Raw genomic sequence first — 24,876 nt, 5'->3', positions numbered from 1 at the left:
CCCGGCGAGGTTACGGAAGCGTCACGGCGTACGGCAACCCGGGGTCGACGTGAGGCGCCCCACGTGACCCCGGGGCGCCAGGGCGGCACCGCCTCAGTCCTGGGCGGCCTCGAGCGCCGTGATCGCCTCGTGCATGGTGAGCACCCGCTGGGCGGACTCGACGTGCAGGTTCTCGACCATGCGGCCGTTGTAGGTGACCACGCCGGAGCCCTTGCCGTCCTCCCAGGCCGTGAGGATGCCCCGGGCGTCCTCGACGGCCTGCTGCGACGGCGCGAAGGCCTCGTTCGCCGGCGCCACCTGACCGGGGTGGATCAGCGTCTTGCCGTCGAAGCCCATGCTGCGACCCTGCGCGCACTCGACGAGGAACCCGTCGGTGTCCTTCACGTCGTTGTAGACGCCGTCGATGATCGCCGTGCCGGTGGCGCGAGCGGCGAGCAGGCACAGTCCGAGACCGGTGAGCAGCGGTGCGCGGCCGGGGACGTGCTCGGCGTACAGCTCCTTGGCGAGGTCGTTGGTGCCCATGACCAGCACCGTCAGCCGTTCGGAGGCGGCGGCGATCTCCTCGCAGTGCAGCATCGCGCGCGGGGTCTCGACCATCGCCCAGAGCTTCGTACGCGCCGGGGCGCCGTGCCGCTCCATCGTCGCGACGAGCTCGCGCACGGCGTCCGCCGAGTCGACCTTCGGCACCACGATCGCGTCGGGTCCGGCCGCGCACGCGGCGGCCATGTCGTCGGCGTGCCAGGCGGTGTCCATGCCGTTGACGCGGATGGTGATCTCGCGGCGGCCGTACTCACCCGACTGTGCGGCCGCGCAGGCCGCCTCGCGGGCCTCGGGCTTGGCGTCGGGGGCGACGGCGTCCTCGAGGTCGAGGATCAGCCCGTCGCAGGGGATGCCCTTGGCCTTCTCGAGCGCGCGGGCGTTCGAGCTCGGCATGTAGAGCACCGAGCGGCGGGGGCGGAATATCGACAGCGACGCGGTGTCCATCTCGGCGGTCATCTCAGGCACCTGCCTCGGCGTACGCGGCCTTCAGGTCCTCGTCGACCTCCGAGAGCCGCTCGGCGAGCTCGACCATGACCAGGCACTGCTTGAGGGAGGCGTCGTCCTCCATCTTGCCGTCGAGCATGACCGCTCCGGTGCCGTCACCCATGGCCTCGACCACCCGGCGGGCGTGCGCGACGTCCTCGACCGAGGGGGAGAAGACGCGGCGCGCGATGTCGATCTGCTTGGGATGCAGGGTCCAGGTGCCGACGCAGCCGAGAAGGAAGGCGTTGCGGAACTGGTCCTCGCAGGCCACGACGTCGGCGATGTCGCCGAAGGGCCCGTAGTAGGGGTAGATGCCGTGCATGGCGCACGCGTCGACCATGCGCGAGATCGTGTAGTGCCACAGGTCCTGCTGGTACGTCGTGCGGTCGGCGTCGACCTGCGACGCACCGTCGTCAGCGCGCGGGGGGTCCTGGCGCACCAGGTAGCCGGGGTGCCCGCCACCGACGCGGGTGGTCTTCATGCGGCGGTCGGCGGCGAGGTCGGCGGGGCCCAGGGAGAGTCCCTGCATGCGGGGGCTGGCACCGCAGATCTCCTCGACGTTCGCGACACCGCGGGCGGTCTCGAGGATCGCGTGCACGAGGATCGGCCGTTGGAGTCCGGCCTTCGCCTCGAGCTGGGCGAGGATCCGGTCGACGTAGTGGATGTCCTCCGCGCCCTGCACCTTCGGCACCATCACGACGTCGAGCTTGTCGCCGATCGCGGTGACGAGCCGGGTGATGTCGTCGAGGAACCAGGGGGAGTCCAGCGCGTTGACGCGGGTCCACAGCTGCGTGGGCCCGAAGTCGGTCGACTGCGCGATCGACACGAGGCCCTCGCGGGCGGCCTCCTTGTTGTCCGCCTTGACGGCGTCCTCGAGGTTGCCGAGCAGCACGTCGACGCTGCCGACCATGCCTGGCACCTTCGAGGCCATCTTCTCGTTGCTGGGGTCGAAGAAATGGATCGCCCGGCTGGGGCGGGCCGGGATCTCGCGCAGGGGCTCGGGTGCCCCGACGGCGAGCGGCCGGAAGAAGTCCTTGGCGCTGCGCACGGTGTCTCCTGTGGTGTGACTGGGCGGGCTCGCTCGAGCCGGTCGGCGGTACGGCCCGGACGCTAGCAGCGTGCGCTCGACCACAACGCCGCCCTTCCGTGGACGCGAGATGGGCTGGTGTGTGCCGATTCCTGCCCCGGTGGCCCGGATGTCGTGCGTCTGGGATCGGAAACCGGGGGAACTAGTCACATCGAGGCACGGACACAGAGCGCGAGGACGGTTACCGTGAACGGTGTGAGCAGCGGAACCTGGGCGTCTCTGCGTGAGGCGTACGACGAGGCCGTGCTGCGCCGTGCCACCGGGGAGAGCGACCCCCAGCTCCTGGACCACGTGCTGCGCTCGCACGACGTGGCCCCGATCTGGACGCGCTCGGGCTCGGCCCGCGACCTGCTGCAGAGCGCCTTCGAGGCCGAGGTGCCGCAGCAGCGCCTGCGCTCGCACATGATGCAGGGCGTGCCGCGCCTCATGCGTCACCGCCGGCAACTCAGCGATCTTGCCGTCCTGCAGCCCGAGGCCCTCCTGGACCGCGAGCAGCGCAAGCGCGCCGCGGAGGCGTGGTGGGCCATCCCCGACGAGTGGATCCCGCTCTCCCACGTCACCGCCCACCAGCGCCGTTCGTGGCGGCCGGGACGGTCCTCGACGGCGCTCCTCCCGCTGCCCGTGATGCTCGAGAGCGGGTGCGGCGCGAGCCTGACGCACTGTGTCGAGTTCCCCCGCGACGGTGAGGGCTGGCACAACGTGCTGGTGTGGCTCCGGGTGGAGGACCCCGAGGAGGTCGTCGCGATCGCCGACGCCCAGGACGGCGAGCACTACCTGCTCGATGTCATGGTCGGTGACGCCAAGGTCGCCGAGACACTGGTGCCGATCGCCCTGGCCCGCGTGCTCGCCGGTCTGGCGGCCGCGCAGGTGGTCTCCGACGGCCTGCTCCAGGTCAACCTCGACCCCCGCACCGGCAGCCCGTACGTCGGTCGCATGCGCTGCCACCTGCCCGACTGACGCGCACACGCGCGACGTAGCGTCGGGACGGTGCCCGACTCACCGAACCCAGCACGCGCCGCGTCCACCTCCTACGTCCTCGAGGTCGCCGAGATCGTGGACGAGACCGGCGGGGCACGCTCGGTGGTGCTGGAGGTGCCCTCGGGACTCCGCGAGGAGTTCACCTACCGGGCGGGGCAGTTCCTGACCCTCGCCATCCCGAGCGAAGCGGCCGAGTCGGGCCTGGTGGCGCGCAGCTACTCCGTGTCCTCCGCGCCGCACCACGGCGCCGACAGGATCCGGATCACGGTGAGGCCGACGCCGGAGGGCTTCGGCTCGCGATGGGTCGTCGAGACGCTCCGACCCGGCCACCGCGTCCGCGTGCTGCCGCCGGCGGGGGAGTTCACCCTCGACGACGTCGATGCCGACCTGCTGCTCCTCGCGGCAGGGTCGGGCATCACCCCCGTCATGTCGATCGCCTGCGAGGCTCTCGCCGCCGGCTCGGGGCGCGTGCGCCTGGTGTACGCCAACGCCGACCGACGCTCCGTGGTCTTCGCCGACCGTCTGGCGGCCCTGGAGGAGGCGTACGCGGACCGCCTCGAGGTGCTCCACTGGCTCGAGGACGAGCGCGGGCTGCCGACGCCCGAGGGCCTCGCCCCGCACGTGGCCGACTGTCGCGAGCGCCACGCGTTCGTGTGCGGGCCGTTGCCGTTCATGGAGGTCGCGACCCGGGCCCTGCGCGAGGCGGGCGTCCCGCGCGAGCGTCGGCACCAGGAGAGGTTCAGCTCGCTGGGCGGCAACCCGTTCGGGGACGCCGGGGTGCCCGAGGGGAGCCCTCGACTCGCACGCTGCCCCTGAGGAGCCGCGCCGCGGCGGCCGTCAGGGGAACGCGAGGAAGGACCCACCCTCGCCGACGCAGCCGGTGCCGACCTCGGCGCCGTCGACGTAGGCGTTCGCCGTCCAGAAGCCGATGCCCTCGGCGTCGAGGCCCCCGACCTCGGCGAGAGGCACGGTCGAGGTGACGGAGTCGTCCGCGACCTCGGGCTCCCCGTCGACGGGGACCTCTCCGCTGTCCAGGTCGGCGAGCACCGTGTACTGCGCGAGCCGCGCGCCGTCGTAGACGACCGTGAGCGCGCCGCCGGAGTCCTCGCCGCGGTTCGAGTTCGGGCCGAGGGCGTTCACCCGGAGCTCCAGCAGCGTGCCCAGCTCCGGCGAGACGCCGGCCCAGGTCGTCACCATGTCGCTCTCGGTCTGCTCGAGGGTCACCGACGCGCCGTCGCCGAGGTCGCAGGTCGCCTCGGCCGGTCCCTGCGGCGGTGCCGACTGGTTGCCTCCCGCGTCGGCGGACCCGGACGACCCGGCGGCGTCGGAGGGATCCTCGTCGCCCCCGCACGCTGTCAGGGTCACGGCGAGGAGCAGGGCGGTGCAGGGCAGCAGTCGGCGCATGTCGACACCGTAGGGCTTCGGATCGCCCGCGGTCACCACCCTCGCCCGCGCCACTCCGGGAGCTTGGGCCTCTCCTCACCGAGCGTCGAGTCCTCGCCGTGGCCGGGGTAGAACCAGGTGTCGTCGGGCAGCCGGTCGAAGACCCGCTCCTCGACGTCGTCGACGAGCTGGGCGAAGGCTGCCTCGTCGCCGAAGGTGTTGCCCACGCCGCCGGGGAACAGCGAGTCGCCGGTCCACAGGTGCGGGCGGCCGTCCGGGTCCTGCCACAGCAGCGCGATCGAGCCGGGCGTGTGGCCACGCAGGTGGATGACGTCGAGGGTCACCTCGCCGAGGGTCACGGTGTCGCCGTGGGCGAGGCGTACGTCGACCGCGACGCCGGTCTGGTCGGTGATCTCCTCGGTGTCGGGGGCGCCGGCGTACGTCGTGGCTCCCGTGGCCGCGACGACGTCGGCCAGGGCGCGGTGGTGGTCCCAGTGCTGGTGCGTGGTGACCACGGCGGCCAGACCGTCGCCGGGGCCGTCGCCGACGAGCTGCAGCACCTGCTCGGGCTCGGCGGCGGCATCGACCAGCAGCTGCGCTCCGGTGGCGCGGCAGCTGAGCAGGTAGACGTTGTTGGACATCTCGGGGTCGACCGCGAGCTTGGCGATCCGCAGGGCTCCGGTCTCGCGTACGTCGGGCTCTCCTCCGGGTGAGACGGAACCCGTGTAGGTGTTGGCGCTGGAGGTCATGTGGGCACGTTAACCGGCGTGCCGGCCCGCGCCCAGCGTTGTCGGCGGGCCCACCTAGAGTGGGCGAACACGTGTTCGACGTCAGCCGTGCACCCCATCGAACGAGCACTGAACGAGAGGCCGAGCGTGCAGGACCAGCTCATCATCCGAGGCGCCAGGGAGCACAACCTCAAGGACGTCTCGATCGACCTGCCCCGTGACAGCCTCATCGTCTTCACCGGTCTGTCGGGCTCGGGCAAGTCGAGCCTCGCGTTCGACACGATCTTCGCCGAGGGCCAGCGTCGCTACGTCGAGTCGCTCTCGGCGTACGCCCGGCAGTTCCTGGGTCAGATGGACAAGCCCGACGTCGACTTCATCGAGGGCCTCAGCCCCGCGGTCTCGATCGACCAGAAGTCGACCTCACGCAACCCGCGCTCGACGGTCGGCACGATCACCGAGGTCTACGACTACCTCCGGTTGCTGTACGCGCGCGCCGGCCGCCCGCACTGCCCGACGTGCGGCGCGCCGATCAGCCGTCAGACGCCGCAGCAGATCGTCGACAAGGTGCTGGCCGGTGAAGACGGTGCCCGCTTCCAGGTGCTGGCCCCGGTCGTCCGCGGCCGCAAGGGGGAGTACCTCGAGCTGTACCGGTCGCTGCAGACCCAGGGCTTCAGCCGCGCCCGCACCGACGGTGAGACGCACCTGCTCGCCGAGCCCCCGACGCTGGACAAGCAGAAGAAGCACACCATCGAGGTCGTCGTGGACCGCCTGGCGGTCAAGGAGTCCTCCAAGCGACGCCTCACGGACTCGGTGGAGACGGCCCTGGGCCTCGCGGGTGGGCTCGTGCTGCTCGACTACGTCGACCGCGACGCCGCCGACCCCGACCGCGAGCAGCGCTTCAGCGAGAAGATGGCCTGCCCGAACGACCACCCGCTCGACACCGACGAGCTCGAGCCGCGGTCCTTCTCCTTCAACTCGCCCTTCGGTGCCTGCCCGGAGTGCTCGGGCATCGGCACGCGCATGGAGGTGGACGCCGAGCTCGTCGTGCCGGACGAGACCAAGACCCTGGGCCAGGGCGCGATCGCACCGTGGACGGGCGCGCACGTGGCCGACTACTTCTACCGTCTGCTCGGCGCCCTGGGCCAGGAGCTCGACTTCGACCTCGACACCCGCTGGGCCGACCTGTCCCGGCCCGCCCAGAAGTCGATCCTCGACGGCCACCGCACGAAGGTGCACGTCACCCACACCAACCGCTACGGCCGCCGTCGGGCCTACGACACCGCGTTCGAGGGCGTCCGCCCCTACATCGAGCGCCGGCACCGCGAGGCGGAGTCCGACACCTCTCGCGAGCGGTTCGAGGGCTACATGCGCGAGGTGCCGTGCCCGGTGTGCCGTGGCAGTCGTCTGAAGAAGGTCGCCACCTCGGTGCTCCTCGGCGAGAAGAACATCGCCGAGGTCTGTGCCATGCCGATCAACGAGGCCTCCGCCTTCCTCGACGAGCTGCACCTCACCGACCGCGAGAAGCAGATCGCCGAGCGGGTGCTGAAGGAGATCCAGGAGCGCATGCGCTTCCTGCTCGACGTCGGTCTCGACTACCTCTCGCTGGACCGCCCCTCGGGGTCGCTCTCGGGCGGCGAGGCCCAGCGCATCCGCCTGGCGACGCAGATCGGCGCCGGCCTGGTGGGCGTGCTGTACGTGCTCGACGAGCCGTCCATCGGGCTCCACCAGCGCGACAACCACCGGTTGATCGAGACGCTCGTACGCCTGAAGGACCTCGGCAACACCCTCATCGTCGTCGAGCACGACGAGGACACGATCAAGGTCGCCGACTGGATCGTCGACATCGGCCCGGGCGCGGGGGAGCACGGCGGGCAGGTCGTGCACTCGGGCCCGGTGCCCGGACTCCTGGAGCACCCGGACTCCGAGACCGGCCTCTACCTCTCGGGCCGCAAGTCGATCCCGCTGCCCGCGGTGCGGCGTCCGCGCACCAAGGGCCGTGAGCTGGTCGTGCGTGACGCGAAGGAGCACAACCTGCAAGGTGTCGACGTGGCGTTCCCGCTGGGACTGTTCGTCGCCGTCACCGGTGTCTCCGGGTCGGGCAAGTCGACCCTGGTCAACGACATCCTGTACGCCTCCCTCGCCAAGCAGATCTACAACGCCCGGGCCGTGCCCGGTCGCCACCGCGACATCACCGGCGTCGAGCACGTCGACAAGGTCATCCACGTCGACCAGTCGCCCATCGGGCGCACCCCGCGGTCGAACCCGGCGACGTACACCGGGGTCTTCGACCACGTCCGCAAGCTGTTCGCCTCGACCCAGGAGGCGAAGGTGCGCGGCTACATGCCGGGCCGCTTCTCCTTCAACGTCAAGGGCGGTCGGTGCGAGGCGTGCTCCGGCGACGGCACGATCAAGATCGAGATGAACTTCCTGCCCGACGTGTACGTGCCCTGCGAGGTGTGCCACGGCGCGCGCTACAACCGGGAGACGCTCGAGGTCCGCTACAAGGGCAAGACCATCGCCGAGGTCCTCGACATGCCCATCGAGGAGGCCGTCGAGTTCTTCGCGGCCATCCCCGCGATCGCGCGGCACCTGCGCACGCTGGTCGACGTCGGTCTGGGGTACGTCCGCCTCGGTCAGTCCGCACCGACGCTGTCCGGCGGCGAGGCGCAGCGCGTCAAGCTCGCCTCGGAGCTGCAGAAGCGCTCGACCGGCCGCACCGTCTACGTGCTCGACGAGCCCACGACCGGCCTGCACTTCGAGGACATCCGCAAGCTGCTCGTGGTGCTCGGTCGACTCGTCGACGCGGGCAACACGGTGCTCGTCATCGAGCACAACCTCGACGTCATCAAGACCGCCGACTGGCTCATCGACATGGGGCCCGAGGGCGGCAACCGCGGGGGCGGTGTGGTGGCCACGGGTACGCCCGAGCAGGTCGCGGCGGTGCCGGAGAGCTTCACCGGGCAGTTCCTGAAGCCGCTGCTCGACGGCCGCGACCCGGTGCCGATGGGCAAGCCGACGAAGCAGGCCGCCGCACCGGCGCCGCCGATGACGAAGGCAGCGAAGAAGGCCGCCGAGAAGGCCGCCGCGAAGGCTGCCGCGAAGAAGACGACGACGACGGCGGCGACGGCGGCGGCGACGAGGAAGACCACGAAGAAGGCGGCCACGAAGAAGACGACCACGGGGGCCGCGAAGGCCCCGTCGCGTCAGCGCAAGACCCGCAAGATCTCCTGAGGGTCACGGCCGCGAGCGTTTTCGGCGGCCTGGCTAGTCTTCGCCGCATGAGCGAGCAGACCGAGGCGATCCGTCCCTGCCAGCACGCGGGCCCGACGCGCCGCGGGGTCCTCGCGGGTGTCGCGGGCGTGGGGGGAGCGTGTCTCCTCGCGGCCTGTGGCAGCTCCTCGGGCGGCTCGTCATCCTCGGGGTCGGGCTCCGCGTCCGCCGGCGAGGGTGACGTCGGTTCGACCGGCACGGGCGTCCCGGTCGCCGAGGTCGCGGTGGGCGGCGGCGTCATCGTGGGCGACGTCGACGCGCCGTACGTCGTGACCCAGCCGACCGAGGGCGAGTTCAAGGCGTTCTCCGCGGTCTGCACCCACCAGAGCTGCACCGTGAGCAGCGTCTCCTCCGGGACGATCGTGTGCGCGTGCCACAACAGCGAGTTCGACGCGACCACGGGCGAGGTCCTCGGCGGGCCTGCGCCCTCACCGCTGCCCGAGCTCTCGGTCACCCAGGAGGGCGACACCCTCGTCGTGCAGGCGTAGTCGGTCCGCGTCTACTCGCCGGATCCGGTGACGACGGCGACGACCGTGCGCATCAGGATCTTGACGTCGAGCCAGATCGACCAGTTCTCGATGTAGACGTTGTCGTAGTGCACGCGGTCGCGCAGCGAGGTGTTGCCGCGGAGTCCCTCGACGGCGGCGAGGCCGGTGAGCCCCACCGGCACGCGGTGGCGGAGGCTGTAGCCGGGGAAGCGCTCGGAGAACTCCTCCACGAAGCGCGGCTGCTCGGGTCGTGGTCCGACCACGGACATGTCGCCCCGCAGGATGTTGAACAGCTGGGGCAGCTCGTCGAGCGAGAACCGTCGGATGAAGCGGCCCACGGGGCCGATCGACGCGTCGCCGGCGGCGGCCCCCCACGACCGCGGCGAGTCCGCGTGCGGCATCGACCGGAACTTCAGCACGGTGAAGAGCTCGCCGTTGAGACCGACGCGCTCCTGGCGGAAGAGCACGCCCCGCCCGAGCTCGAGGCGCACCGCGAGGGCCACGGCCGCGAGCACCGGGGACAGCAGGAGCAGGGCGAGCGACGCGGCGGCGACGTCGAAGGCGCGCTTGGCGGCGAAGCCGACGCGTCGTTGGTAGCCCGGACGCACCCGCTGGATGGACATCCCGGCGATGTGGTCGTCGGCGATGCCCATCGGGGCCATCTCGTCGAGCGGGGAGGCGACCCACGTCTCGACGTCGCGGGCGTGGCACGACCGCAGCAGTGCCTTCAGGTCGCCCGCGGACATGCCGCCCGGATCGACGACGATCAGGGCGCCGCCGCGCATGTCACCGAGGTAGCCGACGGGGTCGCCGTCGGTGTCGTGGACGACGACGTGGTCGGGCGTCGGGGACTCCTCGCCGAGGTCGTCGGCGTCGACCAGTCCGACCAGGCTGAGGCCGGAGGACGAGCTCTCGCAGACGCGGCGCTGGAAGTCGTCGCGCATGGTGCCGCGACCGAAGAGGATCGCGGGGGTGACCAACGTGCGGCCGCTCGCGCGCAGCCGTCGGATCCGACCGTGGGTGAGGAGGCGGACGATGCTGGTCAGCAGCAGGAGCATCGTGCCCAGCAGCAGCGCCGCGGGCAGGGTCGTCGCCGTCACGAGCTGTGCCACCAGCAGGCCGACGCCCACGCCGACGGCGAGACGAGGCAGCTCCTCGATCACGCTCAGCCGGAAGCGGGGACGGTGCAGACCGAGCACGACCCACGTCGACAGCGCCACGACCGTCGTCGCCAGCGCCGCGCGGAAGCCGATGGCGTCCCACTGACGGCTCGCCAGCAGCACGACCAGCACACTCACGACGTCCGCGAGACCCAGCAGCGCCGTCACGGTGGCGCGACGGCGTCCGCCCGCCCGAGGCGACTCGGTGCCGGGCAGCGTGTGAGCGACCCTGACCAGGGAGGCGTCGCGGCCCGCCAGGTGGGCGGCCGCGTCCGTCACGCGACGTCGGGACACCTCCCCGCCGGTCCCGGGCGCTTCCATGACGGTCATGTCACCTCACTGCCAGCTCAGGAGGCCGGCTTCTCGACATCAGCTGCTCCGGCGTGCGCGCACACCGAGGAGGTCGGGGACCCCCGAGTAGGCCGCCTACCCAAGTCAACACCTACGGACGCATTGCGCGCGACCGTACGTGTCCGGCACGACATGGGTGCGCATGTCGAGTCGCAGCGGAATCGTCTCACGGGGCGTGGTGGGTGGGAGGCGTTCGTACGGACCGGCCCGGACCGTGCTGGTGTGTGCCGGTCTGCCCGGACACGCCCGGCCTGACGGACTCGTCCGCGGGGGCGGGTAAAGACTGCCGGACGCATCACGATTCCTCCGCGCGAAGCCCCCTCGGCGACGGATTCTCACGTCATGTCTCGTGCGACTCCCCGGTTGACCCTGGTGACCTTGCTCTCACTGCTGATGCTGCTTCCCATGGCTGTATCGACGGCCGGCGCAGTGCCGGCCTCGGCTCCCGCCACGGTCGCCCCCGCGGCCACCCCGGCGACCCCGGCCACCCCGGCGGCGACGACCCAGGTCGCGACGACGGCGCTGCCCGCCGTCGCTGCCCGACGCGGCCCTCGCCCCGTACGCCTCGGCGTCCAGTTCCACGGTCTGTGGTCCCACCAGACGCCGCTGACCCGCGGTCGCACCCTCGACATGATCAAGGAGTCGGGTGCACGGTGGGTGCGCCTGGACGTCAGCTGGGCGATGATCCAGCCGCGCGAGGGCTCCTACGACCTGGTGTGGGGCGTGCCGAAGGTCGACACGGCCATCCAGGAGGCACGCGCCCGCGGACTGAAGGTGCTCGTCACCTTCTGGTTGACCCCCGGATGGGCCAACGGCAACAAGGGCGAGCGGGTCGGACCCGACGACCCGAGCGACTACGCCAAGGCGCTCGCGTGGGCGGTCAAGCGTTGGAAGGGTGAGGTGCGCGCCTGGGAGGTCTGGAACGAGCAGAACTCCTCGGACTTCTTCCGCAGCGCCGACCCGGTGGAGTACACGCGCCTGCTGTGCGCGGCGCACCGACAGACCAAGGCGACCGGCGTCAAGCACAAGCTGCTCTACGGCGGCGTGATGTACAACGACTCCGGCTTCATCCGTCGCACCTACGAGGCCGGCGCCCGCAACTGCTTCGACATCCTCTCCACCCACCCGTACATGGCTCCCTCCGACGCCCACCCCGGGCTGCCGGACGACGGCACGATCTGGCGCCTGCGGCACCTGGAGAGCATCCGTCGGCTGCAGGCCGAGTTCCGCGACCGCACCCCGATCTGGGCGACCGAGTTCGGGTGGTCGGCGCACCGCAACACCGGCGGCGAGCAGAACTGGAACCGCGGGGTGAGCGAGGAGACACAGGCCGACTACGCGACCCTGGCGCTCCGGATCCTCCAGAACGACTACCCCTACGTCCGCAAGGCCTTCTGGTACAACGACGTGATGCGTACGGACGGCGACCCCCAGCTCAACGGATTCGGGATGCTGCGGCCCGACTACAGCCCCCGACCCCTGTGGAACGCCTTCCGCGCCATGCTCGGCTGAGGCACGGCCGAGGACGTGACCGGCACGCGCATCCTGCACGTCGCCCAGCCGACCGACGCCGGGGTGGCCCACGTCGCGGTCGACGAGGCCGCCCGGCAGGCCGCAGCCGGCCACGACGTGCACCTGGCGTGCCCCGACGGTGAGCTCGTGGAGCTGGCTCGCCGGGCGGGACTCACCCGGCACGCGTGGCAGGCGACCAGGTCGCCGGGGCCGTCGACTCTCCGGGAGGCCCGCGCCCTGGCTCGGATCGTCGGCTCGGTGGACCCCGACCTGGTGCACCTGCACAGCGCCAAGGCCGGTCTCGCCGGCCGGCTGGCCGTCCGGGGCCGGCGTCCGACGGTCTTCATGCCGCACGCCTGGTCCTGGAACGGCGCCGACGGACCGGTGTCGAGGCTCGCGGAGCGCTGGGAACGGCTCGCCGCGCGATGGACCGACGTCGTCGTGTGCGTCAGCGAGGCCGAGCGCGACGACGGCCGCGCCCACGGCGTGCGGGCGCCGATGACGGTGCTGCCGAACTGGGTGGACCTCGCCGAGCTCGGCCGTGACCTGCCCGGGTCCCGCGCCGCGGCGCGCGGGCACCTGGGGGTGGGCGCCGAGCCGCTGGCCGTGTGCGTGGGCCGGCTCGCGCAGCAGAAGGGGCAGGACGTGCTGCTGGCCGCGTGGCCGCAGGTGCGCGAGGCGCTCCCGACCGCCGGGCTCGTGCTGGTCGGGGACGGCCCCGAGCGGACCGCGGTCGAGGCCGCCGCCGCGAGGCTCGAGGGCGTACGCGTGCTCGGCGCCCGGCCGCGGACGGAGTGCCTGACGTGGAGCCGAGCCGCCGACGTGGTGGTGGTGCCCTCGCGCTACGAGGGCATGGCGCTGGTGCCTCTCGAGGCCGCCGCCCTGGGCACCGCGGTCGTCGCCAGCGACGTCGAGGGCATGGCGGTCGGCGCGCCGGACCGCGTACGGCGCCTGGTGCCCGTGGAGGACGTGGACGCCCTGGGCAAGGCACTGGTCGAGGCCCTGCGCGACCGCGACCGTGCGGCCGCCCACGGCGAGGAGGCCGCCGCCTGGTCGCGCGTCCACGGCACGCGCGCCGCCGACGCCATGCTGCAGGTCTACGCCGATGTCCTCGAGGCCCGCGACAGTTCGTCCGATTCGCGTAGGGCGTGACGTCCGGCCCGGGACCAAGGTCCTGCTCGCGGGCGACATCAGGCGGATGACCTGCGTCATGACCTGCGAGGTCTCCCACGCGTGACGCGGGATTGTGCCACGATCCTGGGGTGGCCCAGACCCTGCGCGAGACCGACGAGCCCGGGGGGCTCAGCACCTTCCTCCGAGCGGTCCGATGGCGGTGGCGGCTGATCCTCGCCGTGGTCGTGCCGGCGGCGATCCTTGGTGTCGGGTACGTCGCGCTGCTTCCTCCGTCCTCGACCGCGGTCAGCGTGGTGACCGTCAGTCCCCAGACGCCGGACGCCGCCTTCGGCGATCTGGTCAACCTCCGCACGGCCCGCTACGCCGTCGAGATGACCTCGACCCCGCGCCTGCAGCAGGTCTCCGACGCCTCAGGCGTGAGCGTCGAGGACCTGCAGACCGCCGTCAACGTCGAGACCGACCCCATCAACGGCAACATGCGCATCGTCGCCACGCTCGAGACCGACGAGCAGGCGCTCGCCGTGGCAGACGCCGTGGCGGACAGCGCGGTGATCGCCGCATCGAACGACACGCTGCTGCTGACCGAGAAGATCGCCCCCGCGGCACTGCAGCCCCCGCCGCTGACGTCCTCGCCGGCCCTGCTGCGGATCGTGCTGATCCTCGCGGCGCTGGCGCTCGGACTCTGGGTGGCGTTCCTGCTCGAGCGGCTCCGGCCCCGGGTGGTCGACGAGGCCGACGCCGAGCGCGTCACCGGGGTGCCCACCCTGGGCACGATCTCGCGCTCGGGATCCCAGGCCGACCTCACGGCCATGCTCGACACCGAGAAGTCATCCGCGGAGGCGAGGATCCTGCGCACCGGGCTGCGCGCCTCCGAGCCCAGCGGAGCGCCCCTGGACTTCACGGTCACCGGCGTCGACGCCGGCGTCGGCGTCGCCACCACGGCGTACCTCGTCTCCCGCAGCCTCGCCAGCGTCGGCTCCCAGGTGCTCCTGATCGACGGCGACACCGAGGACACGGTGCTCAGCAACCAGGTCGGCGTCGACCAGGGGGTGCTCCTCGGAGACCTCGTCGGCGGACGTGAGCTGGGCTCGCCCCGAGGACCAAGCGGTCAGCTGGCCCTGGTCACCACCCAGCCCGACACCTTCGCCGACGAGGACGTCCTGAGCCGAGGGCTCGCGGCCGTGGTCTCCACGGCCACCGACCGGTGGCAGCGCGTCGTGGTCAGCTCGGCCTCGATGGACGGCTCCGGCGTCGCCGAGTCCGCGCTCGGGGCGACGTCCCGGGCGGTGCTGGTCATTCCGCGGGGCACCGACACGCTCTCCGTACGCGAGGCGGTGCGCCGCATCCGCCGTCTCAGCGGCGGCCTGGCCGGCACGGTCGTGTACGACGGGACGACGACGACGTGAGCTCCCGCGGCGCCGGCTCGGGCGCAGCCGCACAGCACCGCGAGCCGCCGTGGTGGCGACGCCTCGGACGGCGGGAGCCGGTGGTGCTGCTCTACCACGGCTTCGCCGATGCGCCGCGTCCCGACGACCCCGAGCACCTGTTCGTCCCGCTGCCCGAGCTCGACGCCCAGCTGGCGTGGCTCCGCCGCGAGGGATGGGCGCTGCTCACCTGGGGGGAGTACGAGGCGATCCGCCGCGGCCGGGCCCCGCGCCCGCGGCGCAGCGTGCTGCTGACGATCGACGATGCGTACGACTCGACCCGCGCGGGACTGGCTGTCATGGCGCGGCACGAGGCCCCGTGCGTGCTGTACACCCCGGCGGGACTCATCGGCGAGACCGCCGAGTGGCTGCCCGAGCCCGAGGACGAGCCGCTGCTCACCGCGGACGAGCTGAAGGAGCTGGCCGGCCCGCTGGTGGCCATGGGCGTGCACGGGTGGGACCACTCACCGATGCGCGGCGGCGGTGCGGACTACCTCGCGCAGCAGACGGCCGAGGCGCGCAACCGGCTCGAGGAGGTCGTCGGTCCCACCGTGCCGAGCTTCGCCTATCCCTTCGGCATCCATGACGCCGCCGCTCGTCGGGCGGTGGCGGAGGCCGGATACGACTCCGCGTTCTCCGTCTTCGACGACAAGGGGACCTTCGCGATCTCGCGCGTCGACGTCAACGCCACGGACTCCCTCGCCTCGTTCCGCCTCAAGCTCATGCCGGGGTACCGGCGCGTGTGGCGGCTGCTCGACCGGGCGTCGTTCCTGCGGCGGGGCACCCGGCGCCTGCTGACCCGTGACACGACCACGCGGTGACCACCCGATGAGCGAACCGGACCTCCCCGGGGGTGTGCGCGTGTCGTCGACCGTCGTCCAGTACCGCGCGGGGGCCAGGAGCGGCCAGCAGGTGCCGCGTGCGTCCGCACGTTCGCTGACCGTCCTGCTCGGCGGAGTCGCCTTCTTCGTGGTGCTGTCCTACCTGGCGCTGTCGTCGGCACTGGCCGGTGCCGGTCCGCTCGGCCTCGCGATCCCCGCGGCGCTGTGCGCGCTGGCGGTCGCCGCGACCGCGCCGGTCGACCGCGCGCTCGGGCTGCTGTGCCTGTTCGTGGTGACCCTGCCGCTGGGCTCCGTCGGGGTGGGTCCGCTGCAGGTCGTGCAGCTGATGGCGGTCGTCGCAGCCGGCGGCGTGCTGGCGGTCGAGGCGGCTCGCGGGGACTTCGTGCCGGTGCCGTGGCCGGTCGGGCTGCCCCTGGCGGCGATGCTCGTCTCCGCCGCCCTGTCGACGTACGTCTCACCCTCGCCGGACGTCACCTTCCGGCTGGACGTGGCGCTGGTCGTCAGCGTTCTCCTCATCGCGGTCACCCACTCGGTGATCAGCTCCGCCGGCAGGCTCCGGCTCGTCGTACGCCTCCTCGTCGCCGCTGCGGCCGTGGTGGGAGCGCTCTCGGTGCAGGGAGCTGGTGAGGCGCAGGTCAGCAACGCCGGCGCCGTCGTCACCGGCCGCGCGGTCGGCATCTTCGAGCAGCCGAACGAGCTCGGCATCTTCTGCGCGATGCTCCTGCCCGTCGCTGCCGGGCTGGCGCTGGCCGAACGAGGTCGCCGCGGCCGGATCCTTGCGACCCTTGGCGCCCTGGCGATCCTGGTCGGCCTCGTGGTCAGCCTGTCGCGCGGCGCCTGGACCGGCGCCGTGGTCGGGATGCTCGTCTTCTGGGCCCTGCTCCCGGACCGCCGTCGCTTCCTGCTGCCGGTCGCGACCGCGGTGGGAACGATCGCGGCGCTGCTCGTCGTGCTCGCCCGCGTCGACATCGTGGCCATCGTGAACCAGCGGCTGCTGAGCCTCTTCGACGGCACCCAGAACCCGTACGACGAGAGACCCGCGATCTACGCCGAGGCGCGCCGCCAGATCACCGACTCACCGTGGATCGGTCAGGGCCCCGGCGCCTTCGCCCAGGTCGGTACGCAGCTGAACCAGGACGGGTACTACCTCCAGGCCGAGCACGCGCACAACATCTTCCTCAACACCTGGGCCGAGTACGGGCTGATCGGGCTGCTCTGCCTTCTCGGACTGATGGTGGGGCTCGCCTCGCGTCTGCTGCCCGGCGCGCGCAGCGTCAGAGGTCGCCTGGACGAGGCCGGACCCGCGCTCGCGAGCCGTCTCCTCGCGGGAACGACAGCGGGCCTGGTGGCCGTGCTGGCACACGGCATCGTCGACTACCCCTTCCGCAATCCCGTGACCAGCACGACCCTGTGGTTCCTCGTGGGTCTCGCCGCGGCCTCGGCCCGCGTCGCGCTCACCTACGCGAGGACGGGCGGACGGACGGGCCGTCGCACGGGCGGCAGCCGCAGGGCCGATCCCGCCGTCGGGGCGCCGTCGTGACCCCGCCGCTCCGGGTGACGGTGGTGAGTCCGTACGCCGTCCTCGGTGGATCGGAACGGTGGCTGCTCTCGCTGCTCGCCGAGACCGGGCGCCTCGACGCCCGGGTCGTGCTGCTGCAGGACGGCCCCCTGCGGGCCCGGCTCGAGGAGGCCGGTGTCCCGGTCGAGGTGATGGCGACGGGCACCGGCGCCCGCGACATGCTCGGCGCGGGCATCAGGCTCCGAGGGGTCCTGCGGCGCCACGATCCCGAGGTCGTGCTCGCCAACGGCGTGAAGGCGGCGCTGGCGGCCGTGCCTGCGGCCCGGCTGCTCGGCGTGCCCGTCGCCTGGATGAAGCACGACTTCTCCTTCGACGCCCGGCTCGGCCCCTGGCTGGGGCGGCTCAGCGACGCGGTGCTGGCGAACTCGGCCGCCGTCGCGGCGGCGACCCGGCGCGATGACGCCGTCCTCGTGCCGCCGGCGCGACCCGAGGAGCCCGCCCTCGACCGCGCGGCCGCCCGTCGCTGGTGGGCCGATCGCGGCGTCGAGCTGCCGCAGGCGTCGACGATGGTGATGCTGGGGCGGCTGGTCGCGTACAAGGGCGTCGACACCGCCGTCTGCGCGCTGGCGGCGGCCCCCGGCTGGCACCTCGTGGTCGTCGGTGGTGACGACCCCACAGAGCCGGGGGAGTCGGCTCGCCTGCGTGAGCTGGCCGCCGCCCGGGGCGTGGGTGACCGGGTCAGGTTCGTCGGAGAGGTCGACGAGGCCTGGCGTGCCCTGGCGGCGTTCGACGCTCTCGCGGTGCTGACGCGCAGTGCGGGGGGATTCGGCCGTGAGGGCTACTCCCTGGCGGCGATCGAGGCGCTGCACGCCGGCGTGCCGGTGCTCGGGGCCACGGGCAATCCCGAGGTCGAGCGCATGGCCGCCCTGCACGGTGCCGTGGTCGACGTCGACGACGCCGAGGCGGTCGCCGCAGGTCTGCAAGAGGTGGGGTCGAGGACGGAAAGCCTGCAGCCGGACGGGCGGCCGGTCGGCCTGCTCAGCGACCACCCCGACGCCGCCGCGGTGGCGGACCGGGTGGCCGCCGTGCTGGCCCGCACGGCGCTGCGGCCCGGCGCCGGGCTCGCACCGGAGGCACCGGTGTCCGTGCTCTCGTGCATGCGCAACGAGGCCGGTCACGTCGACGGGGTCGTCTCCGCCGTCGTGCCGCAGCTGCGCGAGCACGACGAGTACCTCCTGGTCGACGACGGCTCCACGGACGGCACCCGCGAGGAGATGGCGGCCTGGGCTGCCCGCGACCCTCGCATCCGGATCCTCGACGGACCCCAGGTCAACCTCTCCGCCGCGCGCAACCTCGGCTTCGGCGAGGCGAGGCACGCGGTGGTCTGCTGCACGGACGCCGGCTGCACGCCGGCGCCGGACTGGCTCGACCGCCTGCGTACGCCGTACGCCGAGGCTCACGCCGACGACGTGCCGGCGATCGTCACCGGCACCTACGACGTCGACCACGACACCGCGTGGAAGGCCGCCGCGCGCGTCGTCCTGTTCCCCGACAAGGACGCCGCACGGCGCGCCACCCCGATCCGTCGGCTGCGCGCACGTCTGCTCGGTCGTGCCTTCGCGGCGCACCGGGTGGACGGTCGGTCGATGGGCGTGGCGGTGACGTCGTGGCGGGCAGCCGGCGGCTTCGACGTCGACCTCTTCAGCTCCGAGGACGCCGTCTTCGGCTACGCCGTGCAGGAGCACGCCGGGCCCGCGGTGCTCTCCCTCGACGCCACCGTGGTGTGGGAGCAGGCCGAGACCCTGGCCGAGACCGCGGCGATGTACCGCAAGTACGGGCAGTGGGGCGGTCAGGCGGGCTCCGGGCCGCTGGTCGCCCGGGACCTCGTGCGGGTCGCGTACTTCGCCGGACTGCCGCTGCTCGCCGCCTCCGGCCGGCACGGTCGACGTCTCGCGGCGCTCGGTGCCGGGCTGTGGCTCGGACCCCCGGCGCTCTCGTGCGCCCGTCGGGGCGAGCCCGCGCAGGTGGTGGCGTACGCCCCCGTCGTGGTCACGCTGAAGGACCTCAGCAAGGCGCGGGGTCTGGTGGAGGGTCTGGTCACCCGGGCGCGACGACGGCGCCGCGGCTGAGCGTCGGCGGTCTGCGCCCCCGCCCCTGAACGCCCGCACCTGCGGGCGTTCCCGTGCTTGCGCGGGCTTGCAGGGCCGCACATGCACCTGGACGCCCGCACCTGCGGGCGTTCAGGAGCCGTGCAGGAGCGGGAGATCAGACCAGCAGCGCTCGGTCGACGATGGTGCCCAGGCTCGCCGCGTCGGCGGTCGGCAGGGTGCCGAAGGTGCCGGCGTACGCCGCGGGCCCCGAGCCGGCCAGACGCGAGGCGCAGAACAGGTCGGCGACCTCCGGCGGCGCGAAGCGTACGAGCAACGCCCCCTGCAGGCAGGCGGCCATCAGCCCGGCGAGCGACCGTGCCCCGATCTCGAGGGCGCTCTGGTCGGCGAGCATGGCGAGCACCTGCTCGACGGCGGCGTCGAGACGCCCGTCGGCACCGCGGGCCGCGCCGACCTCGGACAGCCAGGCGTCCAGCACCTCCGGCTCGCGCAGCATCGCCCGCAGCACGTCGAGCGCGTTGACGTTGCCCGACCCCTCCCAGACCGAGTTCAGCGGCGACTCGCGGAACAGCAGGGGCATGCCGGACTCCTCGACGTACCCGTTGCCGCCCAGGCACTCCAGCGCCTCCGCCGCCATCGCCGGCGTGCGCTTGCAGACCCAGAACTTCGCCAGGGGCAGCGCGATGCGCCGGAACGCCTGCTCCCGCGGGTCGTGGCGGGCGTCGACGGCGGCCGCGAGCCGCATGGCCAGCGCCGTCGCGGCCTCGGACTCGATCGCGAGGTCGGCGAGCACATTGCGCATCAGCGGCTTCTCGGCCAGCGGACCACCGAAGGCGCTGCGGTGCCGGGTGTGCCACACGGCCTCGGCGAGTGCCTTGCGCATCAGGGCGGCGGAGCCGATGACGCAGTCGAGCCGAGTCGCCGCGACCATCTCGATGATGGTGCGTACGCCCTTGCCCTCGTCGCCCAGCCGCTGCGCCCAGGTGCCGCGGAACTCGAGCTCGGAGGAGGCGTTGGAGCGGTTGCCCAGCTTGTCCTTGAGCCGCACCACGTCGAGGGTGTTGCGCGAGCCGTCGGGCAGCGAGCGAGGCAGCAGGAAGCAGGTGAGTCCATCGGGGGCCTGGGCGAGCACGAGGAAGACGTCGTTCATCGGCGCCGAGGTGAACCACTTGTGGCCGTGCAGCGCGTACTCGCCGTCGACCGAGGTGGGCTCAGCCGTGGTGAGGTTGGCCCGCACGTCGGAGCCGCCCTGCTTCTCGGTCATGCCCATGCCGGCCAGGGCGCCGGTCTTCTCCGCCAGGGGGCGTACGCCGGGGTCGTAGGAGGTGGCAGCCAGCTTCGGGGTCCACTCCTTCGCCAGGGCGTCGTCGACGCGCAGGGCGGGCACCGCGGCGTACGTCATGGAGATGGGGCAGGCGTGGCCGGGCTCGCTCTGGGACCAGGCGAAGAAGCCGGCGGCGCGGCGAAGGTGCGCGTGGGGGTCGTCGGACTCCCAGGGGCTCGCCTGCAGTCCGTAGCCCACCGCGCGCTCCATCAGCCAGTGCCACGAGGGGTGGAAGGACACCTCGTCGACCCGGTTGCCGAAGCGGTCGACGGGCACGACCTTCGGCGGGTTCTGGTTCGCGAGCATGCCGTGCTCGCGCGTCTCGGCGCGGCCGGCCTCGCGGCCGAGGTCGGCGAGGCTGTCGTACGCCGCCTCGTCCCCGTGGCGCAGGACCGCCTCGGTCAACGCCGCGTCGGCGGCGACGACGTCGTGGTCGACGAGTGGCGGTGGCTGGTTCGTGGCTACCCGACTTGTCCTGTCCATCGGTCTAGCGTAGGCGTCATGACGGTGCCCGACACGCGTACGCCCCTGCCCTCGGGCGGTCTCGGGCGCACCGGGCGCACTGGGCGCACCGGCCGCGCTGGGCGCACCGTGCAGGGGGCGGTGCGGGCGGCACGACCACGCGCACCCGAGGGGCTTCGCCACCGCGTGCTCCAGCTCTGGTCGGTCGTGGTCCGCACGGTCGGCATCTGCATGCGCAACCGGGTCACGGGGCTCGCGGCCGAGGCGGCGTTCTTCGCGATCCTGTCGCTGCCGCCGCTGGTCTTCGCGCTCGCCGGCACGGTGGGGTACGTCTTCGACAACTTCCCGGCGGCCCAGCTCGACGCCGTGCGGGACTCGGCGATGGACGCCGCGGGCCGGGCCCTGACCGAGCCCGCGGTGCAGACGGTGGTGGCGCCGATCCTCGACGACGTGTTGACCGGGGGCGGGCGCTACGGCGTCATCTCGGTCGGCTTCGTGCTGGCGCTGTGGTCGGGCTCGCGCGCGCTGAACGTCTTCATCGACACCATCACGATCATGTACGGCCTGGGCGGTCAGCGCGGCATCGTGTCCACGCGCGCGTTGTCGTTCACGCTCTACCTGATCGGCATGGTGCTGGCCGTGGCGGCGCTCCCGCTCGCGGTGGCGGGGCCCGACCTGGTGCGCGAGGTGCTCCCGACCGAGCTCGGCGCCCTGGTCTCGCTCTACTGGCCGGTGCTGCTGGTGCTCGTCACGGTGTTCCTGGCGCTGCTCTACCACCTGTCGGTGCCGGTGCGCACGTCGTGGTGGCTCAACCTCCCGGGGGCGGCGTTCACGCTCGTGGTCTGGGTGGGGGGTTCGTACGTGCTGCGCAGCGTCATCTCCGCGACCGCGGGCGGGTCGACGAGCATCTACGGTCCGCTGGCCGCGCCGATCGCGGTGCTGCTGTGGCTCTACCTGTTGAGCATCGCGGTGCTCATCGGTGCCGCCGTGAACGCGGCGGTGGACCAGGTCTGGCCCGAGGAGACGACCAGCCGGGCCCGCGCCGACCTGATCCGTCGGCTGCGCACCGCGCCGGTGCGGCTGCGACGCGACCGCACCGGTTAGGTTCGACCGGTGGCGAAGGAGACGTTCGAGCGGCCCGACCTGGACATGGTCACCCTGCCGACGCCGAGCCGCTCGCCGTGGTGGGAGCTGAGCCGGCGCCTGACCGCGGCCGCCGCGATCCTGGTCGCCACCGTGCTGCTGGTCTACATCGACCGCGACGGGTACGGCGACTCCGCCGACGGCACGGTCAGCCTGATGGACGCGATCTACTACACGACCGTCACGCTGTCGACGACCGGGTACGGCGACATCTCACCGGTCACGGACACCGCCCGCATGATCAACGCCTTCGTGATCACGCCGTTCCGCATCGGCTTCCTGGTGCTGCTGATCGGCACCACGATCGAGGTGCTGGCCGCGCAGGGCCGCGAGAGCTTCAAGATCCAGCGCTGGAGGAGAACCTTGAAGGACCACACCGTGATCATCGGGTACGGCACGAAGGGTCGGTCGGCGGTGAAGACCCTGATGAGCAACGGCATCGAGCAGGACCAGCTCGTCATCGTCGACCCCGGCACCGAGGCCGCGGCGGACGCCCAGGGTGACGGCATCGCGGTCGTGACCGGCGACGCCACCCGGCGCGAGGTGATGCGCCGGGCCGGCGTGAACCGCGCGCAGCAGGTCATCATCACCACCGACCGCGACGACTCCACGATCCTGGCCGTGCTGAACGCCCGCGAGCTCAACGACGCCGCGTGGATCGTCGCGACGGTGCGCGAGGAGGACAACATCGCGCTGGTTCGGCAGTCGGGCGCCGACCAGGTCATCACCTCCTCCGACGCGGTCGGCCGGCTGGTGGGTCTGTCCACGATCAGCCCGCAGCTCGGGTCGGTGCTCGACGACCTCCTGTCCTCCGGCGACGGGCTCGAGGTCGCCGAGCGCGACCTGCTCGTCCGCGAGGTGGGCAAGCAGCCCCAGGACCTGCCCGACCAGGTCATCGCCGTCGTCCGTGACGGGCGGGTGCACCGCTACTTCGACCCCGTGGTCACCCAGCTGGCCCGCGGCGACAAGCTGATCGTCGTACGCCCGGCGAAGGAGGCCCCGTGGGCGGCGCGGCCGGGCACGCACCAGGAGGACGTCGCAGTCGAGGAGGACTGATCATGAGCGCCCAGGTCAGCAGGCGCGAGCGCTGGGAGTCGGCGGTCGAGATCCCGATGCTCGTCCTCGCGGTCGTCTTCGTGGCGGCGTACGCGTGGCAGGTGGTCGACCAGGGTCTCTCCAGCAGCACCGAACGACTCCTGGAGTACGTCGTGTGGGGCACCTGGATGGCCTTCGTCGTCGACTACGGCGTGCGGCTCGCGGTGTCCCGGGACCGCCTGAGGTATTTCAAACAGCACTGGTACGAGGTGCCGATCGTGGTGCTGCCGATGCTGCGGCCGTTGCGGCTGTTGCAGCTGCTGGTGTTCGTGCGCGTCATCAACCGTGGTGCGGCGCACGCCGCGAGCCGGGCGGCGACCTACATCGGGATGGCTGCGGTGATCGCTGTGCTCATCGGTGCGCTGGCCGTGCTCGACGCCGAGCAGGACGCCGCGGGCGCCAACATCACGAGCTTCGGCAACGCCCTGTGGTGGGCGTGCGTCACCGTCACCACGGTGGGCTACGGCGACTTCTTCCCGATCACGGTGACCGGTCGTCTGGTGGCGCTGGGGCTGATGGTCTTCGGGGTCGCGCTGATCGGTGCCCTCACCGCGACGGTGGCCGCTTGGCTGGTCGGTCAGGTGGGGGAGGAGCGTGAGGCCGAGCTGGAGGCCGAGGACGACGCGCGACAGGGCGAGCTGCGCGAGGAGCTGGCCCAGGTGCTGCAGGAGCTGGCGCACGTCCGGCAGCACCTCTCCTCGCGCGGCGACCGCGGCTGATTGGTCGCGTACGCCACACTCTGACTCATGGCAGACGTCGGTCGTGGGCTCAAGCGCATCCTCATCGAGGGCCTCGGCTGGACACTGGTCGTCGTCGGCATCGCCGCCCTGGTGCTGCCGGGCCCGGGGCTGCTGGCTCTGTTCGCCGGCCTCGCGCTGCTCGCGACGCAGTACGACTGGGCCGAGAAGCGGCTCGCGCCGGTCCGCGTACGCGCCCTGCAGACCGCCGCCGACTCGGTGTCGTCGTGGGGACGCATCGCGGTCTCGCTCTTCGGTGTCGTCTTCCTGACCGCGGCGGGCTTCTTCTGGGGGCTCGGCCCGGAGGCCCCGACGTGGTGGCCTGTCGCCGACCGCTTCTGGCTCATGGGCGGCTGGTCCGCCGGCGCCACGATGATCGCGTCGGCCCTCATCGCCCTCGCGACGATCGTCTACAGCTACAAGAACTACCGCGGCGAGGAAGGCCGGCGTCGACTCGAGCGGGCGCAGCGCAAGACCGCCGAGGACAGCGGCTACACCGACTTCGACGCGCATGACGCCGGGGCCGACCGGCCCGCCGACCCCGTGGAGGACAGAGCATCGTGAAGACCGACCCGGATCCCGCCTCCACCCCCGAGCGCCGTCGCCGACGGCTGCGGCTGGCGCTGCTGATGGTGCTGATCGCGTTCGCGGCCTTCATGGCGCTGTCGCTCATCCCGCGGTTGTTCGGCGCGGAGGCCTGAGCCCCGCCGCGGTCACAGTTGCGCGAACCGGATCGCTGCGACGACCAGGGCGAGCACGCCCAACACCACCGTCGGCAGCGCCGTCTCCTTCAGCTCGTTGCGTCGGGCGTGGGTGACCAGGGCGCCGGCCATGGTGCCGGCGAGCCCGAGCGCGGCGATCGGTGTCAGCACCGGGGCGATGTCCAGCGCCCACGGCAGGATCAACCCGAGCGCGCCGAGCACCTCCGCGACACCGATGAAGGTCACGAGGCTGCGGGAGAACTCCTCGGCCCAGGCGAACCGCGGGTCCTCGAGCAGCTGCTCCTTGGAGCGGAGGATCTTGATCGAGCCTGCGGCGACGAAGGCGAGGGCGAGGACGGCGGAGAGGATCCAGGCGACGACGTTCATGCCCCGACCATGCCAGCGTT

At 72.4% G+C, this 24,876-nt stretch carries 22 protein-coding genes; 15 read left to right on the top strand and 7 right to left on the bottom strand.

The genetic code is table 11. The features are described 5' to 3' along the window. Positions 1-93: 93 nt before the first annotated feature. On the bottom strand, positions 94-984 hold the full coding sequence (locus KLP28_00565; protein ID QWC86708.1) for a CoA ester lyase: 891 nt from the start codon (positions 982-984) through the stop codon (positions 94-96). Between the two features lie 13 nt (positions 985-997). Then, complete coding sequence (locus KLP28_00560; protein ID QWC85319.1) at positions 998-2,071, bottom strand: CoA ester lyase; 1,074 nt, start codon at positions 2,069-2,071, stop codon at positions 998-1,000. Between the two features lie 234 nt (positions 2,072-2,305). Between KLP28_00560 and KLP28_00555 the strand changes: the two genes are divergently transcribed. Then, positions 2,306-3,067: a hypothetical protein gene (locus KLP28_00555; GenBank protein ID QWC85318.1), complete on the top strand. Its 762-nt coding sequence runs from the start codon at positions 2,306-2,308 to the stop codon at positions 3,065-3,067. A gap of 30 nt (positions 3,068-3,097) precedes the next feature. Then, positions 3,098-3,904, top strand: coding sequence for a hypothetical protein (locus KLP28_00550; protein ID QWC85317.1), 807 nt, complete (start codon positions 3,098-3,100; stop codon positions 3,902-3,904). Positions 3,905-3,925: 21 nt separating this feature from the next. Here the strand turns inward: KLP28_00550 and KLP28_00545 are convergent, their stop codons facing one another. Both KLP28_00545 and KLP28_00540 read right to left on the bottom strand, forming a co-directional pair. Beyond that, complete coding sequence (locus tag KLP28_00545; protein ID QWC85316.1) at positions 3,926-4,492, bottom strand: hypothetical protein; 567 nt, start codon at positions 4,490-4,492, stop codon at positions 3,926-3,928. A gap of 32 nt (positions 4,493-4,524) precedes the next feature. Next, positions 4,525-5,220 (bottom strand): MBL fold metallo-hydrolase, encoded by a 696-nt coding sequence (locus KLP28_00540; GenBank protein QWC85315.1) that lies wholly within the window; start codon positions 5,218-5,220, stop codon positions 4,525-4,527. 126 nt (positions 5,221-5,346) lie between these two features. On the opposite strand from KLP28_00540, the gene uvrA reads away from it, so the two are divergent. Both uvrA and KLP28_00530 read left to right on the top strand, forming a co-directional pair. Further along, positions 5,347-8,430 (top strand): excinuclease ABC subunit UvrA, encoded by a 3,084-nt coding sequence (gene uvrA / locus KLP28_00535; GenBank protein ID QWC85314.1) that lies wholly within the window; start codon positions 5,347-5,349, stop codon positions 8,428-8,430. A gap of 47 nt (positions 8,431-8,477) precedes the next feature. Continuing rightward, entirely contained in the window at positions 8,478-8,957 is a 480-nt protein-coding gene (locus KLP28_00530) for a Rieske (2Fe-2S) protein (GenBank protein ID QWC85313.1), read from the top strand. Positions 8,958-8,968: 11 nt separating this feature from the next. Here the strand turns inward: KLP28_00530 and KLP28_00525 are convergent, their stop codons facing one another. Continuing rightward, positions 8,969-10,447, bottom strand: a complete 1,479-nt coding sequence (locus tag KLP28_00525; GenBank protein ID QWC85312.1) for an exopolysaccharide biosynthesis polyprenyl glycosylphosphotransferase — start codon at positions 10,445-10,447, stop codon at positions 8,969-8,971. A 426-nt stretch (positions 10,448-10,873) separates the two neighbouring features. On the opposite strand from KLP28_00525, the gene KLP28_00520 reads away from it, so the two are divergent. The 6 genes from KLP28_00520 to KLP28_00495 all read left to right on the top strand — a co-directional run bounded on the left by KLP28_00520 (position 10,874) and on the right by KLP28_00495 (position 19,028). Next, a complete protein-coding gene (locus KLP28_00520) occupies positions 10,874-11,980 on the top strand; it encodes a cellulase family glycosylhydrolase (protein ID QWC85311.1) in 1,107 nt (368 codons plus the stop codon). A 15-nt stretch (positions 11,981-11,995) separates the two neighbouring features. Continuing rightward, a complete protein-coding gene (locus KLP28_00515; GenBank protein QWC85310.1) occupies positions 11,996-13,132 on the top strand; it encodes a glycosyltransferase family 4 protein in 1,137 nt (378 codons plus the stop codon). A 110-nt stretch (positions 13,133-13,242) separates the two neighbouring features. Next, positions 13,243-14,520 (top strand): hypothetical protein, encoded by a 1,278-nt coding sequence (locus KLP28_00510; protein ID QWC85309.1) that lies wholly within the window; start codon positions 13,243-13,245, stop codon positions 14,518-14,520. Beyond that, positions 14,517-15,359, top strand: a complete 843-nt coding sequence (locus KLP28_00505; GenBank protein ID QWC85308.1) for a polysaccharide deacetylase family protein — start codon at positions 14,517-14,519, stop codon at positions 15,357-15,359. Before KLP28_00510 ends, KLP28_00505 begins: the two co-directional genes overlap by 4 nt. A gap of 40 nt (positions 15,360-15,399) precedes the next feature. Continuing rightward, on the top strand, positions 15,400-16,920 hold the full coding sequence (locus KLP28_00500) for an O-antigen ligase family protein (protein ID QWC85307.1): 1,521 nt from the start codon (positions 15,400-15,402) through the stop codon (positions 16,918-16,920). Then, positions 16,917-19,028, top strand: coding sequence for a glycosyltransferase (locus tag KLP28_00495; GenBank protein ID QWC85306.1), 2,112 nt, complete (start codon positions 16,917-16,919; stop codon positions 19,026-19,028). Before KLP28_00500 ends, KLP28_00495 begins: the two co-directional genes overlap by 4 nt. 136 nt (positions 19,029-19,164) lie before the next feature. Here KLP28_00495 and KLP28_00490 read toward each other — a convergent pair whose 3' ends face one another. After that, the gene (locus KLP28_00490; GenBank protein ID QWC85305.1) at positions 19,165-20,814 is read right to left on the bottom strand and encodes an acyl-CoA dehydrogenase family protein; all 1,650 of its coding nucleotides are present in this window, start codon (positions 20,812-20,814) and stop codon (positions 19,165-19,167) included. A gap of 18 nt (positions 20,815-20,832) precedes the next feature. Between KLP28_00490 and KLP28_00485 the strand changes: the two genes are divergently transcribed. From KLP28_00485 to KLP28_00465, 5 genes are read left to right on the top strand one after another with little or no spacing between them, the layout of a single operon-like run. Continuing rightward, positions 20,833-21,897 (top strand): YihY/virulence factor BrkB family protein, encoded by a 1,065-nt coding sequence (locus KLP28_00485; protein QWC85304.1) that lies wholly within the window; start codon positions 20,833-20,835, stop codon positions 21,895-21,897. Positions 21,898-21,942: 45 nt separating this feature from the next. Continuing rightward, positions 21,943-22,992: a potassium channel family protein gene (locus KLP28_00480; GenBank protein QWC86707.1), complete on the top strand. Its 1,050-nt coding sequence runs from the start codon at positions 21,943-21,945 to the stop codon at positions 22,990-22,992. A 2-nt stretch (positions 22,993-22,994) separates the two neighbouring features. Then, the gene (locus tag KLP28_00475) at positions 22,995-23,750 is read left to right on the top strand and encodes a potassium channel family protein (protein QWC85303.1); all 756 of its coding nucleotides are present in this window, start codon (positions 22,995-22,997) and stop codon (positions 23,748-23,750) included. Between the two features lie 27 nt (positions 23,751-23,777). Continuing rightward, positions 23,778-24,332 carry a PGPGW domain-containing protein gene (locus KLP28_00470; protein QWC85302.1) on the top strand — a complete coding sequence of 185 codons (555 nt, stop codon included), beginning with the start codon at positions 23,778-23,780 and terminating at the stop codon, positions 24,330-24,332. Next, positions 24,329-24,469 carry a hypothetical protein gene (locus KLP28_00465; protein QWC85301.1) on the top strand — a complete coding sequence of 47 codons (141 nt, stop codon included), beginning with the start codon at positions 24,329-24,331 and terminating at the stop codon, positions 24,467-24,469. Before KLP28_00470 ends, KLP28_00465 begins: the two co-directional genes overlap by 4 nt. A 12-nt stretch (positions 24,470-24,481) precedes the next feature. On the opposite strand, the gene KLP28_00460 is transcribed toward KLP28_00465, so the two are convergent. Continuing rightward, a complete protein-coding gene (locus tag KLP28_00460; GenBank protein QWC85300.1) occupies positions 24,482-24,856 on the bottom strand; it encodes a DoxX family protein in 375 nt (124 codons plus the stop codon). Positions 24,857-24,876 lie beyond the last annotated feature (20 nt).

The organism is Nocardioidaceae bacterium (assembly GCA_018672315.1).
Taxonomy (GTDB): domain Bacteria; phylum Actinomycetota; class Actinomycetes; order Propionibacteriales; family Nocardioidaceae; genus TYQ2.
Note: the sequence above shows the minus strand (reverse complement) of the source record. Positions and strands in the feature narration are given on the sequence as shown.

Excerpts from the sequence above, each read along its gene's own strand:
- KLP28_00540 (QWC85315.1), bottom strand. The coding sequence starts at position 5,220 with ATGACCTCCAGCGCCAACACCTACACGGGTTCCGTCTCACCCGGAGGA.
- KLP28_00545 (QWC85316.1), bottom strand. The coding sequence starts at position 4,492 with ATGCGCCGACTGCTGCCCTGCACCGCCCTGCTCCTCGCCGTGACCCTG.
- KLP28_00530 (QWC85313.1), top strand. The coding sequence starts at position 8,478 with ATGAGCGAGCAGACCGAGGCGATCCGTCCCTGCCAGCACGCGGGCCCG.
- KLP28_00485 (QWC85304.1), top strand. The coding sequence starts at position 20,833 with ATGACGGTGCCCGACACGCGTACGCCCCTGCCCTCGGGCGGTCTCGGG.
- KLP28_00490 (QWC85305.1), bottom strand. The coding sequence starts at position 20,814 with ATGGACAGGACAAGTCGGGTAGCCACGAACCAGCCACCGCCACTCGTC.
- KLP28_00525 (QWC85312.1), bottom strand. The coding sequence starts at position 10,447 with ATGACCGTCATGGAAGCGCCCGGGACCGGCGGGGAGGTGTCCCGACGT.
- KLP28_00475 (QWC85303.1), top strand. The coding sequence starts at position 22,995 with ATGAGCGCCCAGGTCAGCAGGCGCGAGCGCTGGGAGTCGGCGGTCGAG.
- KLP28_00470 (QWC85302.1), top strand. The coding sequence starts at position 23,778 with ATGGCAGACGTCGGTCGTGGGCTCAAGCGCATCCTCATCGAGGGCCTC.
- KLP28_00460 (QWC85300.1), bottom strand. The coding sequence starts at position 24,856 with ATGAACGTCGTCGCCTGGATCCTCTCCGCCGTCCTCGCCCTCGCCTTC.
- KLP28_00480 (QWC86707.1), top strand. The coding sequence starts at position 21,943 with ATGGTCACCCTGCCGACGCCGAGCCGCTCGCCGTGGTGGGAGCTGAGC.
- KLP28_00520 (QWC85311.1), top strand. The coding sequence starts at position 10,874 with ATGGCTGTATCGACGGCCGGCGCAGTGCCGGCCTCGGCTCCCGCCACG.
- KLP28_00565 (QWC86708.1), bottom strand. The coding sequence starts at position 984 with ATGGACACCGCGTCGCTGTCGATATTCCGCCCCCGCCGCTCGGTGCTC.